Raw genomic sequence first — 13,561 nt, 5'->3', positions numbered from 1 at the left:
GAACCTGTAATATCTAGGTAATATTTATGACAAATACTTCTCCCTCCAAAGAACAAAATCACCCCCGCTATGACCGCGATCGCCTGACTATTAATAGTCTACTCTCTGAGGAGAAAACAGATTACAATTTAGCCGAACTGGCTCGACTAAAAATCAGATATCAGGGTTTTCCAGGAGCTCGAGACCTACAAAATGATTTAGACCGAATTTTGCAACTCTGGGGTTTAACTACGGAAGAACTCTTTGTCAAAACACGAGCCATTCACCATGTAGGCGGGATTTACAAAAGTCATGCTAAAAGAGAGGAAGAAGATTGGAATTAGGCCTAGGGTTCCTGGGAGGATGGCAAAACTGGCTCTGGTAATAACTCGGGTATAGGGGTAATTTCTGTCACTGGACTGGGAGTTGCAGGAACGGAAGGAACCAATCGATTCTCTTGTTTTTCCAACTTTTCTGCTTTTACTCCATGATTGCTAACTCCTAAATCAGAGGTCGTTTCTGACTCAGACTGACTAGAACTTTGATTGATTGATAGTTTAATCGAGTCCAAAGTCAAGGCCACTTTTGTTTGTTCCTGCATATCCCCGGTGGAAGACAGCAACTTATTCAACCCATTAACCAGTTGCAACAAATTTTGCCGGAATTTAGGATCTCCCGTTAACTCATCTAAATCAGATGTGATTTTTTGAGTATTTTCAAAAGTGACCCTTGCCGCATCCAGTGTCTGCTGCAACAAAACTATGTTTTTAGGATCTGCTAAAGTCTTACTGGCATCTTTTAGACTTATGGAAGCTTCTGCTGCATTAGCTGAGAGAATCTCCAGGTTCTTGAGTATATCTCCTTGGGTTAATCTGGTTACGGCTGGTGATAGCGCATTAACCGTTTGCCTCAATTGATTACTTGTTTCGTTAATATTATTCAAAGTACTAACTAATGCTGAACGATTTGTAGTCAACAAATCATCGAGATTATTAATTAGTTTACCCGCTTGCTTTGCTGTGGTACTAAAATCACCGGCGGTTGTATTTATCTGTGCTGCTGTTTGTTTAGTAGTAGCAGTGAGTTCATTAGTTGCACGTTGAATAGTCACAGCAGTATCGGAAAATTTTCCCACTTCTCCCTGAAAACTTCTGCTGGCAACTTGTAATTCTCGACTTAGCTTAGCTATACTAGCCGCTGCATCTGTGGAAGTAATTAACAAACGATTAACATTATCGTAAAACTGCTGATTTCCATATCTATCAGCAAAATCCGACGACTGTCTAATCAGTCTATCAACACTAGTGCCAATTTGACCTCTTAACTTACCGGACTGATGACAGATTATCAAACCGGGATTACAATCCTTATCCAGGGGTTTAGCAGTGTTAGGATCCAAGGTAACATCGCCTAGGGGAGTAATATCAACAACACTTTCACTGATTAAACCACTTTGATTAGCTTCTATTCTGGAATCGGCGGGGATTAGCAAATTAGGGTCATTGATTTCCAGCTCAACCTCCACCGCATTGGGTTTAGTTGTTATCTTGGCAATACTACCTACTTTCACGCCTCGATAGCGCACAGGATCCCCCTTTTGCATACCTCCAGCATCAGCAAATTCCACTATCACCTGATAGGAACTACGTCCTGGAGTGGCTCTATTTAACCATAAAAAAATAATACCAAATGCTCCCAAACCAAGTAGGAGCAATAATCCTACCGCACCTTCCCTAAAAGTCCTTGTAGTCTTGAATCCACTCATTCAATTCTCCCTTTATACTGGTTATTAACCAATCACTTGAATTGGTCCATGGATGCTACCACTCATAAATTGTCTGATTAACTGGTTATTAGTGTAATCTATTTCACCTATCCTACCTTGCCATTGTACTTTCCCTTGGTAAAGAAATATTAACTTGTCTGCTGTGCGTCTGATCGTGCTATCCTGGTGAGTGACAATGCAGTAGGTGCTGCAAACCCCCTGTGTATGTTGCAAGTTACGAATCAGGTCTTCTATAACAGTGGAGGCTATTGGGTCAAGCCCAGCAGTAGGTTCATCATATAGTAGAACTTCCGGGGTATCTCGAGGATAATCAGGATTGGACATAATGGCACGGGCAAAACTCACCCTTTTTCGCATCCCACCAGAAAGTTCTGATGGGTAAAGATTGGCGATTTCAGCTGATAACCCCACCATTTCTAATTTTTCGTTAACTAGGTTGCGAATTCGAGCTGGGACTAGTTTTGATTTTTGATATAATAGGAATCCCACATTTTCATCTACATTTAGGGAATCAAATAAGGCCGCCTGTTGAAATACCATACCAATACCAATGGGGTCTTTATTATCTTCAATTAAACCATTGCGTTTTTTTCCCTGAATATAAATTTCTCCCGCATCGGGTTCTAATAAACCTGCTATAATTCTTAGTATAGTTGATTTTCCCGTTCCCGATGGTCCAATAATTCCCAGTGCTTCTCCTCTGTAAATTTGTAAATCCACACCGTCTAAAACCCTGGTTCTTCCAAATGATTTAGAAACACCTCTCAGTTCAATCAACGGTTGGTCTGACAAGTTACCGGATGATTTCACTAATGATTCGTACTTGGGTAATTGGTTGTTAGTCATCGTAAATTAACTCTAAATTATATATCCTACTGTGGCTTGTGGTTTTCAAAAACCTGGGTTACCATTATTCCTATAGTTTGCGGTATTCCCAGGGATCAATAAATTGATCATCACCCCAAATTCCTATTTTTTGCCTTTGGGCCTGGGTTTGCGCCTGCAACATAATATCTTTACTACTACATAGTTTCATGTATTCCGGATGGACTTTTGCCAAGCCTTCTATTAATAAAACTTCTTGCACTAAAGTATCATCTCTCAACCGCAATTCTATAACTTTTCTACCATATTCGTCCTGGTCAACAACATTTATTTTCACCCTACTCCCTGAATTTTTAATCAATTGTGCCAGACGATTTTTTGCCTTTACCCCCCAATTAAACTGATTCATATCCCGCCTTTTTTTACTCCTCTTTTGCTTATGGGAATGGGGTATCTCTGGTGCATCTATACAACCCAGTCGTACTTTGTGTTTTTCTCCACCACCATCTCTTAATATCAATGTGTCCCCATCACTTACTTTCTCTACAACGTCCTTAATATCTGTATCCTCAAATAAGGACATATTACAACCTGATATTACTGTAAACACTACCAACGTACTGAGACTAGTAAAAGTCTTAATCAAGAACTGACTCATTCGTTTTTTTGCCGAGTACTAATTTGTATTTTGTCCACAGGTTTTTTGTCGCTGCGCCTCATATAGTATTAAAGCAGCACATATAGCTACATTTAAGGATTCAACTTGAGGGCTAAGAGGTATTTTAACTTGTATATTTGCCATTGTTGCCAAGTCATCTGATAAACCAGCACCTTCATTGCCCAGTAAAATGAGACTGGGTAAAGACCAGTCCACTTGCCAATAGGTTAACTCAGCTGTTGGTAGGGTAGCAACCACTTGCATACCCCCTTTTTGACAATCTTGTACAGTGTCCTTTAGGTTGTGAGTGGTATGCTTTTTTAAGCGAAACCACTGGCCAGCAGAAGCCCGCAAAACCTTAGGATGGTCTAAATCCACGCTATCATTACTTAACCATAAACCGGAAGCATCCACAGCAGCAGCAGTACGGATGATAGTTCCCAAATTACCCGGATCCTGAATAGTTTCCAGAGCTAGAGCCAACCCCGTCATGGGAATGGGGTGATCCTCACAACGTTTGACCATGGCCACCACACCATCCGGTTGGACCGTGGTGGCCATAGCTGCTAAAACCTCTTGGCTGACGATCTCCACACGGTGACAAACATTACAAACACTTTGCCACAATTCCGAATGGGAATTTTGCCAATCCATAGTGTAACAAACTGTTTCCAATGGGTAATTTACACTACAAGCCTCTGCAATTAAATGGGTTCCCTCCAACACAAACAACTGTTGTTTATGTCTCTCCTTAGGGGAGTGTAACTTACGGATTTGCTTAACTAGAGGATTTTGTAAACTGGTCAGCACAACACTCCCAAGGATTAACAATTGCCTGAATGCGGAACCCGGGACTTGAACCCGGAAGCCTTGCGGCACTAGAACCTGAATCTAGCGCGTCTGCCAATTCCGCCAGTTCCGCACATTAAATTTAGTATTTTACCGCATTTCACTGCTGAATTAATATGATGACGTAAATCTTGGGGATTGTCAAGAGAACTGGTAAACTTTGCTGTAGAATCTAAAACTGAACGCGAACACCTATGACCCTAAATCTTAAAGGAGGTAGGCTTATTAATTCTCCTAACACCCTGTCAGATACTGAATTAGACTCCTCAGTCTTAAAAATTTCTGGTGGATATTCCCTGGAAGGGAATGTAAGAATTAGCGGGGCTAAAAATTCAGCCCTGGTAATCATGGCTGGAGCTTTGCTTTGTTCTGGAGATTGTCGGATTAGTAATGTCCCTTTGTTAGCGGACGTAGAAAGAATGGGGCAAGTTTTAACTGCTTTAGGTTTATCTTTGGAAAGGCACAAGGATACACTGAATATTAACGCTAGAGACATTATTACATCTAAAGCACCCTACGAACTGGTCACCCAGTTGCGGGCAAGTTTTTTTGCCATCGGTCCAATTTTAGCTCGATTAGGTGTAGCACAAATGCCTTTACCGGGGGGTTGCGCTATTGGTGCCAGACCCGTTGATCTGCATGTTCGCGGACTACAAGCCATGGGAGCAGATATGGAGATTGAACATGGGATTTGTCATGCCCAGGTTACTGGTAACAATGGTAGATTGCAAGGTGCGCGAATATATTTAGATACTCCCAGTGTTGGTGCCACAGAAACCTTGATGATGGCTGCCACTCTGGCTGATGGAGAAACCATCATTGAAAATGCTGCACGAGAGCCAGAAGTAGTAGATTTGGCTAACTTCTGTAATTCTATGGGAGCAAAAATTCAAGGTGCGGGCACAGGCACAATTACTATCGTCGGTGTTGATAAACTTCACTCTACCGAATATAGTATTATTCCTGATCGCATTGAAGCAGGTACATTTCTAATTGCTGCTGCGATTACTCACTCTGAATTGCTTCTATCTCCAGTTGTATCAGAGCATTTAATCCCTGTAATTGCTAAGTTGAAAGATATTGGTGTGTCCATCTTCCAGGAAGGTGCAGATTGCTTGCGGGTAAAACCTGCACAAAAACTCAAAGCCACCAATATTGATACTTTGCCTCACCCAGGTTTTCCTACGGATATGCAAGCGCAATTTATGGCACTGTTAAGCATAGCTGATGGTGATAGTATTATTAACGAATCGGTTTTTGAAAACCGTTTGAGTCATGCTTCTGAGTTAAACCGGTTAGGGGCAGAAATTCGCGTTAAGAGTAATACGGCCTTTGTTCGGGGTGTACCAGTATTATCAGGGGCACCAGTTATCGGTACAGACCTAAGAGCATCCGCAGCACTGGTCTTAGCCGGTCTTGCAGCACAAGGAGAAACGATTATTCAAGGACTAAAACACTTGGATCGTGGCTATGATAGATTAGATACTAAATTACAGCAAGTTGGGGCAAAAATAATCCGTACATAAAATATAAGTAATAGTTGAACTTCCTTGGTAATTCATTGCCATACGGCATATAGTTTTAAATAGGACTTATTGTCATAACAGCAAGTCCTAATTTTTCGTAAGCTTTAACTACATCCCTCCACATATCCCACCTCTGGTAGCTTACCCGCCCTAAAGCTAGTAACCTGCTTACCATCCGTTTCAAAAACCATGCGATACTTGTTGTCTGTCTGTTCTTTAGGAACAAAAATCAAATAATGTCCCTTGGGATTATATTCGTGGGTTTTAACTTCAATTTGTTCAAGAGGGTAAAGGGATTTGATTTTTTCTTCTGTGTCCCCAATTTTGGCACCTGAAACCGTAGTGATTTCTGGAATGTTTATATCTATCCTAGCAATGGCATCACTGGTGATGTTTTGCTGACGACCTTTTTCCTCATCTTTAGTGACCATAAAAGATACACCTTTGAGTCGCCCCTTCGCTTCAAGGTAATAACAACTATCGTTACCAGCGTAGGAAATATATAGGCGGGTTCCCTGAGCAGCAGCAGCAGCTTCAGGAATATTCATTCCTACCTTTACCGGCCCAATACCATTGATACTTAACTGCGCTTGGGAGTTAAGCTTGGTTTTGGGAGTTTCTGGCACGGTATTTTCCTTGACTGGTTCTTTAGTATCTGTGGACTGAGGTTGGGGATTTAAGTTGGTGCTGGGAGTTTCTGGTGCAGTATTTTGCCCTACAGACTCAACACTAGTAGTGGTATTACCCGTAGACTGGGTCTGCATCCTGGTTTGGGCAATAACTACACTTATGGTAAAAATGGCAACTGCTAGCCCTATGGCAACGAGGAAAAGCATTTTTCTTTTTCTGATTTTAATATTCATGAACTTCCGTAAATGTGACAATAGTAAACATAATTATCTTAAAATATTGTTAATTTCTGCCCAACCCCGGATCTCCAATTTAACCAGATCTCTAATTTAACCACAGTTCCTAACCCCAAAACCATTATGGCTATAGGCTACGTCGCACTTGTACTCCATGCACATTTACCCTTCGTTCGTCACCCAGAAAGTGACTATGTGCTGGAAGAGGAATGGCTATATGAGGCCATTACAGAAACATACATTCCTTTGCTCAAAGTATTTGAAGGATTGAAGCGGGATGGCATCGACTTCAAAATCACCATGAGTATGACACCACCATTGGTCTCCATGCTCCGTGATCCCTTATTGCAAGAACGCTATGACCAACATCTAAGTAAGCTGGAAGAATTAATAGAGTTAGAATCAGAACGCTATCTTCAGCATGGACACTTGCGTTATTTGGCTGAACACTATGCTACTGAATTCAATGAAGCACGTCATGTATGGGAAAAATACAATGGTGATTTAGTTACAGCTTTCCAGGAATACCAACAAAGCAATAACTTAGAAATAATTACCTGTGGAGCTACCCATGGGTATTTACCCTTAATGAAAATGTATCCCCAGGCTGTATGGGCCCAAATTCAGGTAGCCTGTGAGCATTACACAGAAACCTTTGGTCAACCACCCAAGGGAATTTGGTTACCCGAATGTGCCTATTATGAAGGTTTAGAGCGAATGCTGGCGGATGCTGGACTAAGATATTTTCTGACCGATGGTCATGGTATTTTATATGCTCGTCCCCGTCCTCGTTTTGGAACTTATGCTCCCATTTTTACAGAAACAGGAGTAGCTGCTTTTGGTCGTGATCAAGAATCTTCACAACAGGTATGGTCTTCGGAAGTGGGTTATCCTGGTGCTGCTGAATATCGGGAATTTTACAAAGATCTCGGTTGGGAAGCGGAATATGAATACATCAAGCCTTACATTATGCCCAATGGTCAGCGGAAAAACATAGGGATTAAGTATCATAAAATCACCGGGCGTGGCTTAGGTCTTTCCGACAAAGCCTTGTATGATCCTTACTGGGCTAAGGAAAAGGCCGCAGAACATGCTGCTAACTTCATGTATAATCGGGAGAAGCAGACCGAACATCTACATGGTATTATGGGTAGACCCCCAATTATTATTTCTCCCTACGATGCGGAGTTGTTCGGTCATTGGTGGTATGAAGGTCCTTGGTTTATTGATTATCTATTTCGTAAGTCCTGGTATGACCAGGGCACCTATCAAATGACCCATTTGGCAGATTACTTACGAGATAATCCCTATCAACAGGTTTGTCGTCCCTCCCAGTCTAGTTGGGGTTACAAGGGTTTCCATGAATACTGGTTAAATGATACTAACGCCTGGATTTATGCTCACTTACATAAAGCTGCTGAAAGAATGATTGAACTTTCTCGCTTTGAACCAGCGGATGAACTCCAGTGGAAAGCGTTGAATCAAGCAGCACGGGAATTGTTGTTGGCACAATCTTCTGACTGGGCATTTATTATGCGCACAGGAACAATGGTTCCATACGCGGTAAGAAGAACAAGATCTCATTTGATGCGGTTTAACAAACTTTACGAAGATATTAAAATCGGCAAGGTTGATAGCGGTTGGCTAGAGAAGGTTGAGTTAATGGATAATATTTTCCCTAACATTAATTATCGAGTTTATAGACCTGTTTAGTTGTTACTCCTGCTGTTCGATATATTTTAATTATAGCTTTAGCCATAACGCTATATAAAAGGTTAATGGGTAGCTAGTCAACTCCACCCCCTTTTAGGTGGCTACAGCTATAATGAACAGCGGTTTCTAACCTTTGATACCACTGCCTGTATCCGTAGGCACAATAAACTTCTGTAAGAATAAGAATAAGAGTAAAACAGGAGCAACGGAAATAATTGACCCAGCAGCTACCAATCGCCAATCTAAGGAAAATGTACCTGCTAATTTAGCTACCCCTAGTGGTAAAGTATATAGGCTTTCATCCTGGATGACAATTAATGGCCACAGAAAGTCACTCCAAGCTCCAATAAATACAAAAATTGCCAAGGTGATTAATGCTGGTTTGATAGCTGGTAGCATGATGAACCACCATAATCCCAATTCGGAACTACCATCTATACGAGCAGCTTCTTCTATTTCTTTTGGCACTCCCATAAAGGCTTGTCTCAACAGAAATATACCGAAAGCAGAGGCTAAACTGGGAAAAATCATTCCTAAATAACTGTTGGTTAAACCCAATTGAACGGTGATGATATACAGGGGAATCATCACAATCTGAAAGGGAATCATAATTGTGGAAACAATGGCAATAAAAATGGTATTTCTCCCCAAAAATGACAGTCTCGCTAGGGGATACGCTGCTAAGGAACAAAACAATAGGTTCAAAACTACTGTTAGTATGGCTACTAGAAAACTATTGTATAGATATTGTCCAAAAGGTAAGGACTCCCAAACCCGCAGGAAGTTATCTAGGGTGGGTTGAAGGGGTAAGAGTTTTGGCGGAGTCTCTAAAAGATTCTCCGTAGGTGATTTTAAAGCGGTACTAATTAACCATAGTAAGGGAAAAAGAGTCAAAAGAGCGATCGCCAGTAATAGGGAGTATACACCAAAAATTTGGATGGGAGATTTTCGGGTGTTCATAGGTTGTGGTGATATGATACAATGGTAAGATAGTATAACCATGACTGCACAGTTTTCCCAGATGACATCAAAACCTCAACTGTTAACAGATCCATTTCTACAACTACCAATGGTCAATTCGGTGCGGGTGGTTTGGTTTACGGAATTTGCGGGTGAGCAGCATTTAGTTACTCATGGTCATCATCTGGAAAAAACCACCATTGCTCAAACCACAAAACTGACTCGCGTCAGAGAAGATCAGGACTCCAGGGTAAAAGAGCAAAGAAAAAAAGGACAAGTTTACCAAAAACCAGTTCAACGAGATATTTGGCGACAGGAAGCAGAAATTACGGATCTAACCCCCAATTTACGGATTCCCTACTATGTAACGAGCATAACGGAAGATGGGGTGAAAATAAACAGTGAGGTTTTTACCCTTACACCTATTCCCCAACCAGGTAAACCCCTGAAAATTCTTCTCACCTCTGATCACCAATTAAAACCAATGATAGCGGCCAATTTACAGAAAGTGGTGGAAACAGTGGGTGTAGTTGACGCAGTATGGTTTGCTGGAGACTTAGTCAATGTGCCAGATCGCGCTTCAGAGTGGTTTGATGATCTTCGCGGTAATGCTTTTTTTCCAGGTTTACAAGGTCGTGCCCAATATACTATGGAATATAACGGGGAAAAACTTACCTATACCGGTGGTAAGATTATTCAGAATGCTCCCTTGTTCCCCTGTGTTGGTAATCATGAGATTATGGGAAGATATACGGGAAATATTAGTTTAAACCAGGAATTTAATGATACCATTCCCCGGGAAATTGCTCAGGAATGCTATAATGAAGTTTGTGGAAAAGAATATTTAAAAGACTATTGTTTTAATACTATTACCTATGAGGAAATTTTTAGTCTACCCGAGAGTAAAACCGGGGGAAAAACCTATTACGCCCTCAGTTTTGGGGATGTGAGATTAATAGTCTTATATGTGACGAACGCGTGGAGAAATCCCAAATTAGAGTCCTCTATCAAAGGGAGATATAAGGAAGCAAACCAGCAACTTTCCTCTCCTGAAAATTGGGGATATGGCCAAATAATTTATGAACCAATTGTTCCAGGAAGTGACCAATATATTTGGCTCGAGCAAGAATTAAACAGTCCTGAATTTGAACAAGCAAAATATAAAGTGGTAATGTTTCACCATCCAGCACATACCCTAGGTGATAATATTGTCCCACCTTATACTAATCCCTTACAGATTATTGAAAAAGATGAATTAGGGAATATTCAGTCTGTAACCTATCAATATCCAAAGAACACCGATTATATAATTCGTGACTTGATACCCTTACTAGAGCAGGCCAAAGTTCAACTAGTCTTTTATGGACACTCCCACCTGTGGAATCGGTTTCTCAATCAAGGAGGAATCAACTTTTTAGAAACTTCTAATGTGGGTAATTCCTACGGTGCTGCTTGGGGAAAAAGAGAGCGGGACATCCCCCAGCAATATCAAGAGGATTTTCCACAAGACTACATAGCAAGTGGTAATCCCAATGGTTTACCACCAATCACACCTACTATTTCTCCACTCCTAGGGGAAGATGGTCAACCCTTACCTTATATTGCAAGCAATCAGTTCACAGTTTTTACTATTTTTGACACTGGAACCGGTACTGTTAGCAGTTATCGCTTCGATACAACAAGTCCCAATTCTCCAGTTATTAAATTCGATGAGTTTAGTTTGTAATCGGGAATTATGAATCTTAATGAGTTACCAGGAGCTGAGATTATCCTACCCGGACTGACCGATGTTCATAATGTTAAGCTTCTCCGGTCTAAAGACACGGAGATTTCTGAAGAGTCCATAAACGAACTTTCTGAGGCTGGCTTAAACAGCCTCTACTGATTCCGCTAAGATCAATTCCTAGCATCACCGCTACTTTTTTCAAAATATTAGCAGCACCATTACAGTCCGCATTAATTTTGAACCCATCAGAAGTTTGATATACTCCACGACTAACTCGTTTCCCGCTTGCTTCCCACCCTTCGGGTTTTTCACCGAATTTAGGTATATTGTCGCAATCAAAAAACGATGATTGAGAAGTGTATGATTCTTCTGTTTCAATAAAATCTATTCCGTATTGTTTACATAATTGAGCAATACGGTCTTTTAATCTTGCTGTGGGAATTTGGACAAACTTCTGATTGTTTTTAGACCCCAAATCAATACTATTACACTAGTTAGTATTTGTTGAGAAGTATCAGAATACAATGCCTGATAATGAACGTTTTTCTGATAAGTTCCTAGTTGTTTATGCAAATCTGCTCTACTAGGAATATAACCAGTTTTAAAGTACATCTGCCTAGAATAGTAAACGCCACAATTTGTCAGCTTTTTAGCTTCTGTGCAGAGGTACTCCAATATGGCTGTTATTGATTTATCGGACTTGATAAGAACTTGTTGGCATCCGTACATTGTTCGACCTTCAATGTTTGTTGATTTCAAAAGTATAGTTGAGATATGATTTACTTGTCAATAGCAGCCACGAAACAATATGAAGACAACACTGGAATACAGAATAGGAAATCACTCAAAAGGTAATGTAGTAGTGCATCTTGTATGGATACCTAAACGCCTTCGACAGATAATTTACGAACTAGCCAAAGAAAAAGACTGGGATATCCTCGCTCTTGAGGTTGCACCATGTTCATTTATTTGTAGAACATCAACCAGATGTTGCTATAAATCAAGTGGTTAAAGCTTTTAAAGGACGGTTATCTTGCTTGTTAAGACGAAAATTTCCTGAATTACTTAAACTTCCTAGCCTATGGACTAATAGTTATTTTTATTCCACTGCTGGACAGGTTTCAGCAGATGTTATTAAAAGGTATATTGAAGATCCGCATCACGGTTAAATATCAAGGCGAATAAATTCGCCGTTGGCACTTCCTGTCTAAAGCCAAGTGGCTTCCGTGCCTTTCGGCGATTTTCTTGTGAAATTATACTAGGGGAATGGCTTTACAATCGAGGATCATATGTGAGGATTGGTCACCATATTGACCATACTGATAATCTCCCCAAACTTGGATAATCTCAAAGTGATTATCTTGCAGGATCTTAGTGATTTCCTGAGGCCAGAAAATCCTAAGATTAAGATCTTCTTGGTTAAACTGAACCTGGTTTCGATAAAATAGTAAGGTCATAGTGTGAATCTGCTTCCAGGAATCATAGCGTCGTTTTCGTTTTACCTCAATTTGAGAGCCATCTTCTGGATGCGTAAATTGTGAATAGAAATCAATACGATCCGGATTTTCCAGAATGTCAAAAATATAGTGAGGATTTTTAAGATCGATGATAAAATGACCTCCCAAATCCAGATGATTACGAACACACTTTAAACATTGACTCACCTCTTCAAAACTATGAAGATGGGTCAAGGTATCGTAGGGAAAAATAATCAGTGGAAACTGAGTTTTTAGATCAAAATTACATACATTGGCTTGAATCCATTGGGCTGCTTGAGACTTTGCTTGGGCCGTTTCTAGCATAGATTCGGAAATCTCAATACCTGTTAGTTTCAACCCCTCATTCGCTAATATAGCTCCAATTCGGCCCGTTCCACAGGCAAGTTCTAACACTGGTGATCCATAGTTCTGAGCCATTGATCGCCAGAAGTCAATATCTTGGGATTGGATAGCATATCGATAGGAAGACCCAAAAATCAGGTCATAGAACTTCCCGTGATAAAAGGTTGATGTTAATTCAGAGTTGCTAGATAGCATTTAAGTTCAAAAAATTGGATTCCTTAAAATCTACCATAATATTTCCTTTTAAGCCCGTAAATGCCAAATTAGCTATCCATAAACGATTGAACACTGTGGCCTCGGCACTGATTTCTTGAATGGATAGCTTGATGAAAATCGCTGTGGACTAACCCAAAGGCGATCGCCGCGATTCTGCCATACCGCAGGGGGGTTATACCACTGCATGGAGGACCAAGGAGTGAAGGTTCAATAGTCATCTTTCTTCCCTCCTGTACATAAATTACATCCGCTTAGCCCTTGCTTCCTAAACCAGTGCCTTATCTTCTCGCCGAGATAGACCTTCATAGATTTGAATCAAGATGTCATCTAGGTTGTACTTAAAATCCCAGCTAGGATAGTGATCTTTGAATTTTTGCAATATGGTCACCCAGACGATTTTGTTCACTGTAACTCCAACTCATGGGTCTACCAACAATTTTACTACATTGGTCGATAGCCTCCATCCCACCTTGTGGACAGAGATCGGCAATCGCTGGTAGGTCAGGGGTAACCCCAAACACATTCACGGGGATCACCGCTGCCACATCCTTAAGGTTAAACACAAGTGTAGTTTAATTCACTACACTTAATGTGATTCAATAAAAACAGTTAGAGA

14 protein-coding genes, 1 tRNA gene and 1 pseudogene are annotated in these 13,561 nt (G+C 40.7%); 5 read left to right on the top strand and 11 right to left on the bottom strand.

The window, feature by feature from the left end:
• Nucleotides 1–26: 26 nt before the first annotated feature.
• Nucleotides 27–323 carry a DUF3288 family protein gene (locus IAR63_RS05185; protein WP_096545721.1) on the top strand — a complete coding sequence of 99 codons (297 nt, stop codon included), beginning with the start codon at nucleotides 27–29 and terminating at the stop codon, nucleotides 321–323.
• Between the two features lie 2 nt (nucleotides 324–325).
• On the opposite strand, the gene IAR63_RS05180 is transcribed toward IAR63_RS05185, so the two are convergent.
• The 5 genes from IAR63_RS05180 to IAR63_RS05160 form a co-directional block, all read right to left on the bottom strand.
• Nucleotides 326–1,744, bottom strand: a complete 1,419-nt coding sequence (locus tag IAR63_RS05180) for an MlaD family protein (RefSeq protein ID WP_187706836.1) — start codon at nucleotides 1,742–1,744, stop codon at nucleotides 326–328.
• A 24-nt stretch (nucleotides 1,745–1,768) separates the two neighbouring features.
• Nucleotides 1,769–2,611, bottom strand: coding sequence for an ABC transporter ATP-binding protein (locus IAR63_RS05175; RefSeq protein WP_235678359.1), 843 nt, complete (start codon nucleotides 2,609–2,611; stop codon nucleotides 1,769–1,771).
• A gap of 70 nt (nucleotides 2,612–2,681) precedes the next feature.
• Nucleotides 2,682–3,248 (bottom strand): thermonuclease family protein, encoded by a 567-nt coding sequence (locus tag IAR63_RS05170; RefSeq protein ID WP_187706835.1) that lies wholly within the window; start codon nucleotides 3,246–3,248, stop codon nucleotides 2,682–2,684.
• Between the two features lie 18 nt (nucleotides 3,249–3,266).
• Nucleotides 3,267–4,058: a TrmH family RNA methyltransferase gene (locus IAR63_RS05165; protein WP_187706834.1), complete on the bottom strand. Its 792-nt coding sequence runs from the start codon at nucleotides 4,056–4,058 to the stop codon at nucleotides 3,267–3,269.
• A 30-nt stretch (nucleotides 4,059–4,088) separates the two neighbouring features.
• Nucleotides 4,089–4,170: transfer RNA gene (locus IAR63_RS05160), tRNA-Leu, on the bottom strand.
• 121 nt (nucleotides 4,171–4,291) lie between these two features.
• On the opposite strand from IAR63_RS05160, the gene murA reads away from it, so the two are divergent.
• Nucleotides 4,292–5,623, top strand: coding sequence for a UDP-N-acetylglucosamine 1-carboxyvinyltransferase (gene murA / locus IAR63_RS05155; RefSeq protein ID WP_187706833.1), 1,332 nt, complete (start codon nucleotides 4,292–4,294; stop codon nucleotides 5,621–5,623).
• A 104-nt stretch (nucleotides 5,624–5,727) separates the two neighbouring features.
• Here murA and IAR63_RS05150 read toward each other — a convergent pair whose 3' ends face one another.
• Nucleotides 5,728–6,486 carry a hypothetical protein gene (locus IAR63_RS05150; protein WP_187706832.1) on the bottom strand — a complete coding sequence of 253 codons (759 nt, stop codon included), beginning with the start codon at nucleotides 6,484–6,486 and terminating at the stop codon, nucleotides 5,728–5,730.
• Nucleotides 6,487–6,612: 126 nt separating this feature from the next.
• Here IAR63_RS05150 and IAR63_RS05145 point away from each other — a divergent pair, with 126 nt between their 5' ends.
• Entirely contained in the window at nucleotides 6,613–8,202 is a 1,590-nt protein-coding gene (locus tag IAR63_RS05145) for a glycoside hydrolase family 57 protein (protein WP_187706831.1), read from the top strand.
• A gap of 126 nt (nucleotides 8,203–8,328) precedes the next feature.
• On the opposite strand, the gene IAR63_RS05140 is transcribed toward IAR63_RS05145, so the two are convergent.
• Nucleotides 8,329–9,162 (bottom strand): carbohydrate ABC transporter permease, encoded by an 834-nt coding sequence (locus tag IAR63_RS05140; RefSeq protein WP_187706830.1) that lies wholly within the window; start codon nucleotides 9,160–9,162, stop codon nucleotides 8,329–8,331.
• A 61-nt stretch (nucleotides 9,163–9,223) separates the two neighbouring features.
• Between IAR63_RS05140 and IAR63_RS05135 the strand changes: the two genes are divergently transcribed.
• Nucleotides 9,224–10,888 carry a metallophosphoesterase family protein gene (locus IAR63_RS05135; protein ID WP_187707368.1) on the top strand — a complete coding sequence of 555 codons (1,665 nt, stop codon included), beginning with the start codon at nucleotides 9,224–9,226 and terminating at the stop codon, nucleotides 10,886–10,888.
• An 88-nt stretch (nucleotides 10,889–10,976) separates the two neighbouring features.
• Here IAR63_RS05135 and IAR63_RS18370 read toward each other — a convergent pair whose 3' ends face one another.
• Nucleotides 10,977–11,363: a zinc ribbon domain-containing protein gene (locus IAR63_RS18370; protein WP_235678358.1), complete on the bottom strand. Its 387-nt coding sequence runs from the start codon at nucleotides 11,361–11,363 to the stop codon at nucleotides 10,977–10,979.
• The gene (locus IAR63_RS18365) at nucleotides 11,312–11,500 is read right to left on the bottom strand and encodes a hypothetical protein (protein WP_235678236.1); all 189 of its coding nucleotides are present in this window, start codon (nucleotides 11,498–11,500) and stop codon (nucleotides 11,312–11,314) included. The genes IAR63_RS18370 and IAR63_RS18365 overlap by 52 nt, the downstream gene beginning before the upstream one ends.
• 196 nt (nucleotides 11,501–11,696) lie before the next feature.
• Here IAR63_RS18365 and tnpA point away from each other — a divergent pair.
• Nucleotides 11,697–12,057 (top strand): annotated as a pseudogene (gene tnpA / locus IAR63_RS05125) (IS200/IS605 family transposase).
• Nucleotides 12,058–12,141: 84 nt separating this feature from the next.
• Here tnpA and IAR63_RS05120 read toward each other — a convergent pair.
• Together IAR63_RS05120 and IAR63_RS05115 are read right to left on the bottom strand one after the other, a co-directional pair.
• Nucleotides 12,142–12,924 carry a class I SAM-dependent DNA methyltransferase gene (locus IAR63_RS05120; protein ID WP_187706829.1) on the bottom strand — a complete coding sequence of 261 codons (783 nt, stop codon included), beginning with the start codon at nucleotides 12,922–12,924 and terminating at the stop codon, nucleotides 12,142–12,144.
• A 371-nt stretch (nucleotides 12,925–13,295) separates the two neighbouring features.
• Complete coding sequence (locus IAR63_RS05115; protein WP_187706828.1) at nucleotides 13,296–13,508, bottom strand: hypothetical protein; 213 nt, start codon at nucleotides 13,506–13,508, stop codon at nucleotides 13,296–13,298.
• Nucleotides 13,509–13,561 lie beyond the last annotated feature (53 nt).

This window comes from Cylindrospermopsis curvispora GIHE-G1 (genome assembly GCF_014489415.1).
Classification (GTDB): domain Bacteria; phylum Cyanobacteriota; class Cyanobacteriia; order Cyanobacteriales; family Nostocaceae; genus Raphidiopsis; species Raphidiopsis curvispora_A.
Note: the sequence above shows the minus strand (reverse complement) of the source record. Positions and strands in the feature narration are given on the sequence as shown.

What these genes read in the sequence shown, in the direction of transcription:
- IAR63_RS05185 (WP_096545721.1), top strand. Translation starts at nt 27, where the DNA reads ATGACAAATACTTCTCCCTCCAAAGAACAAAATCACCCCCGCTATGAC.
- IAR63_RS05180 (WP_187706836.1), bottom strand. Translation starts at nt 1,744, where the DNA reads ATGAGTGGATTCAAGACTACAAGGACTTTTAGGGAAGGTGCGGTAGGA.
- IAR63_RS05175 (WP_235678359.1), bottom strand. Translation starts at nt 2,611, where the DNA reads ATGACTAACAACCAATTACCCAAGTACGAATCATTAGTGAAATCATCC.
- IAR63_RS05170 (WP_187706835.1), bottom strand. Translation starts at nt 3,248, where the DNA reads ATGAGTCAGTTCTTGATTAAGACTTTTACTAGTCTCAGTACGTTGGTA.
- murA (WP_187706833.1), top strand. Translation starts at nt 4,292, where the DNA reads ATGACCCTAAATCTTAAAGGAGGTAGGCTTATTAATTCTCCTAACACC.
- IAR63_RS05150 (WP_187706832.1), bottom strand. Translation starts at nt 6,486, where the DNA reads ATGAATATTAAAATCAGAAAAAGAAAAATGCTTTTCCTCGTTGCCATA.
- IAR63_RS05145 (WP_187706831.1), top strand. Translation starts at nt 6,613, where the DNA reads ATGGCTATAGGCTACGTCGCACTTGTACTCCATGCACATTTACCCTTC.
- IAR63_RS05140 (WP_187706830.1), bottom strand. Translation starts at nt 9,162, where the DNA reads ATGAACACCCGAAAATCTCCCATCCAAATTTTTGGTGTATACTCCCTA.
- IAR63_RS05135 (WP_187707368.1), top strand. Translation starts at nt 9,224, where the DNA reads ATGACATCAAAACCTCAACTGTTAACAGATCCATTTCTACAACTACCA.
- IAR63_RS18365 (WP_235678236.1), bottom strand. Translation starts at nt 11,500, where the DNA reads ATGTACTTTAAAACTGGTTATATTCCTAGTAGAGCAGATTTGCATAAA.
- IAR63_RS05120 (WP_187706829.1), bottom strand. Translation starts at nt 12,924, where the DNA reads ATGCTATCTAGCAACTCTGAATTAACATCAACCTTTTATCACGGGAAG.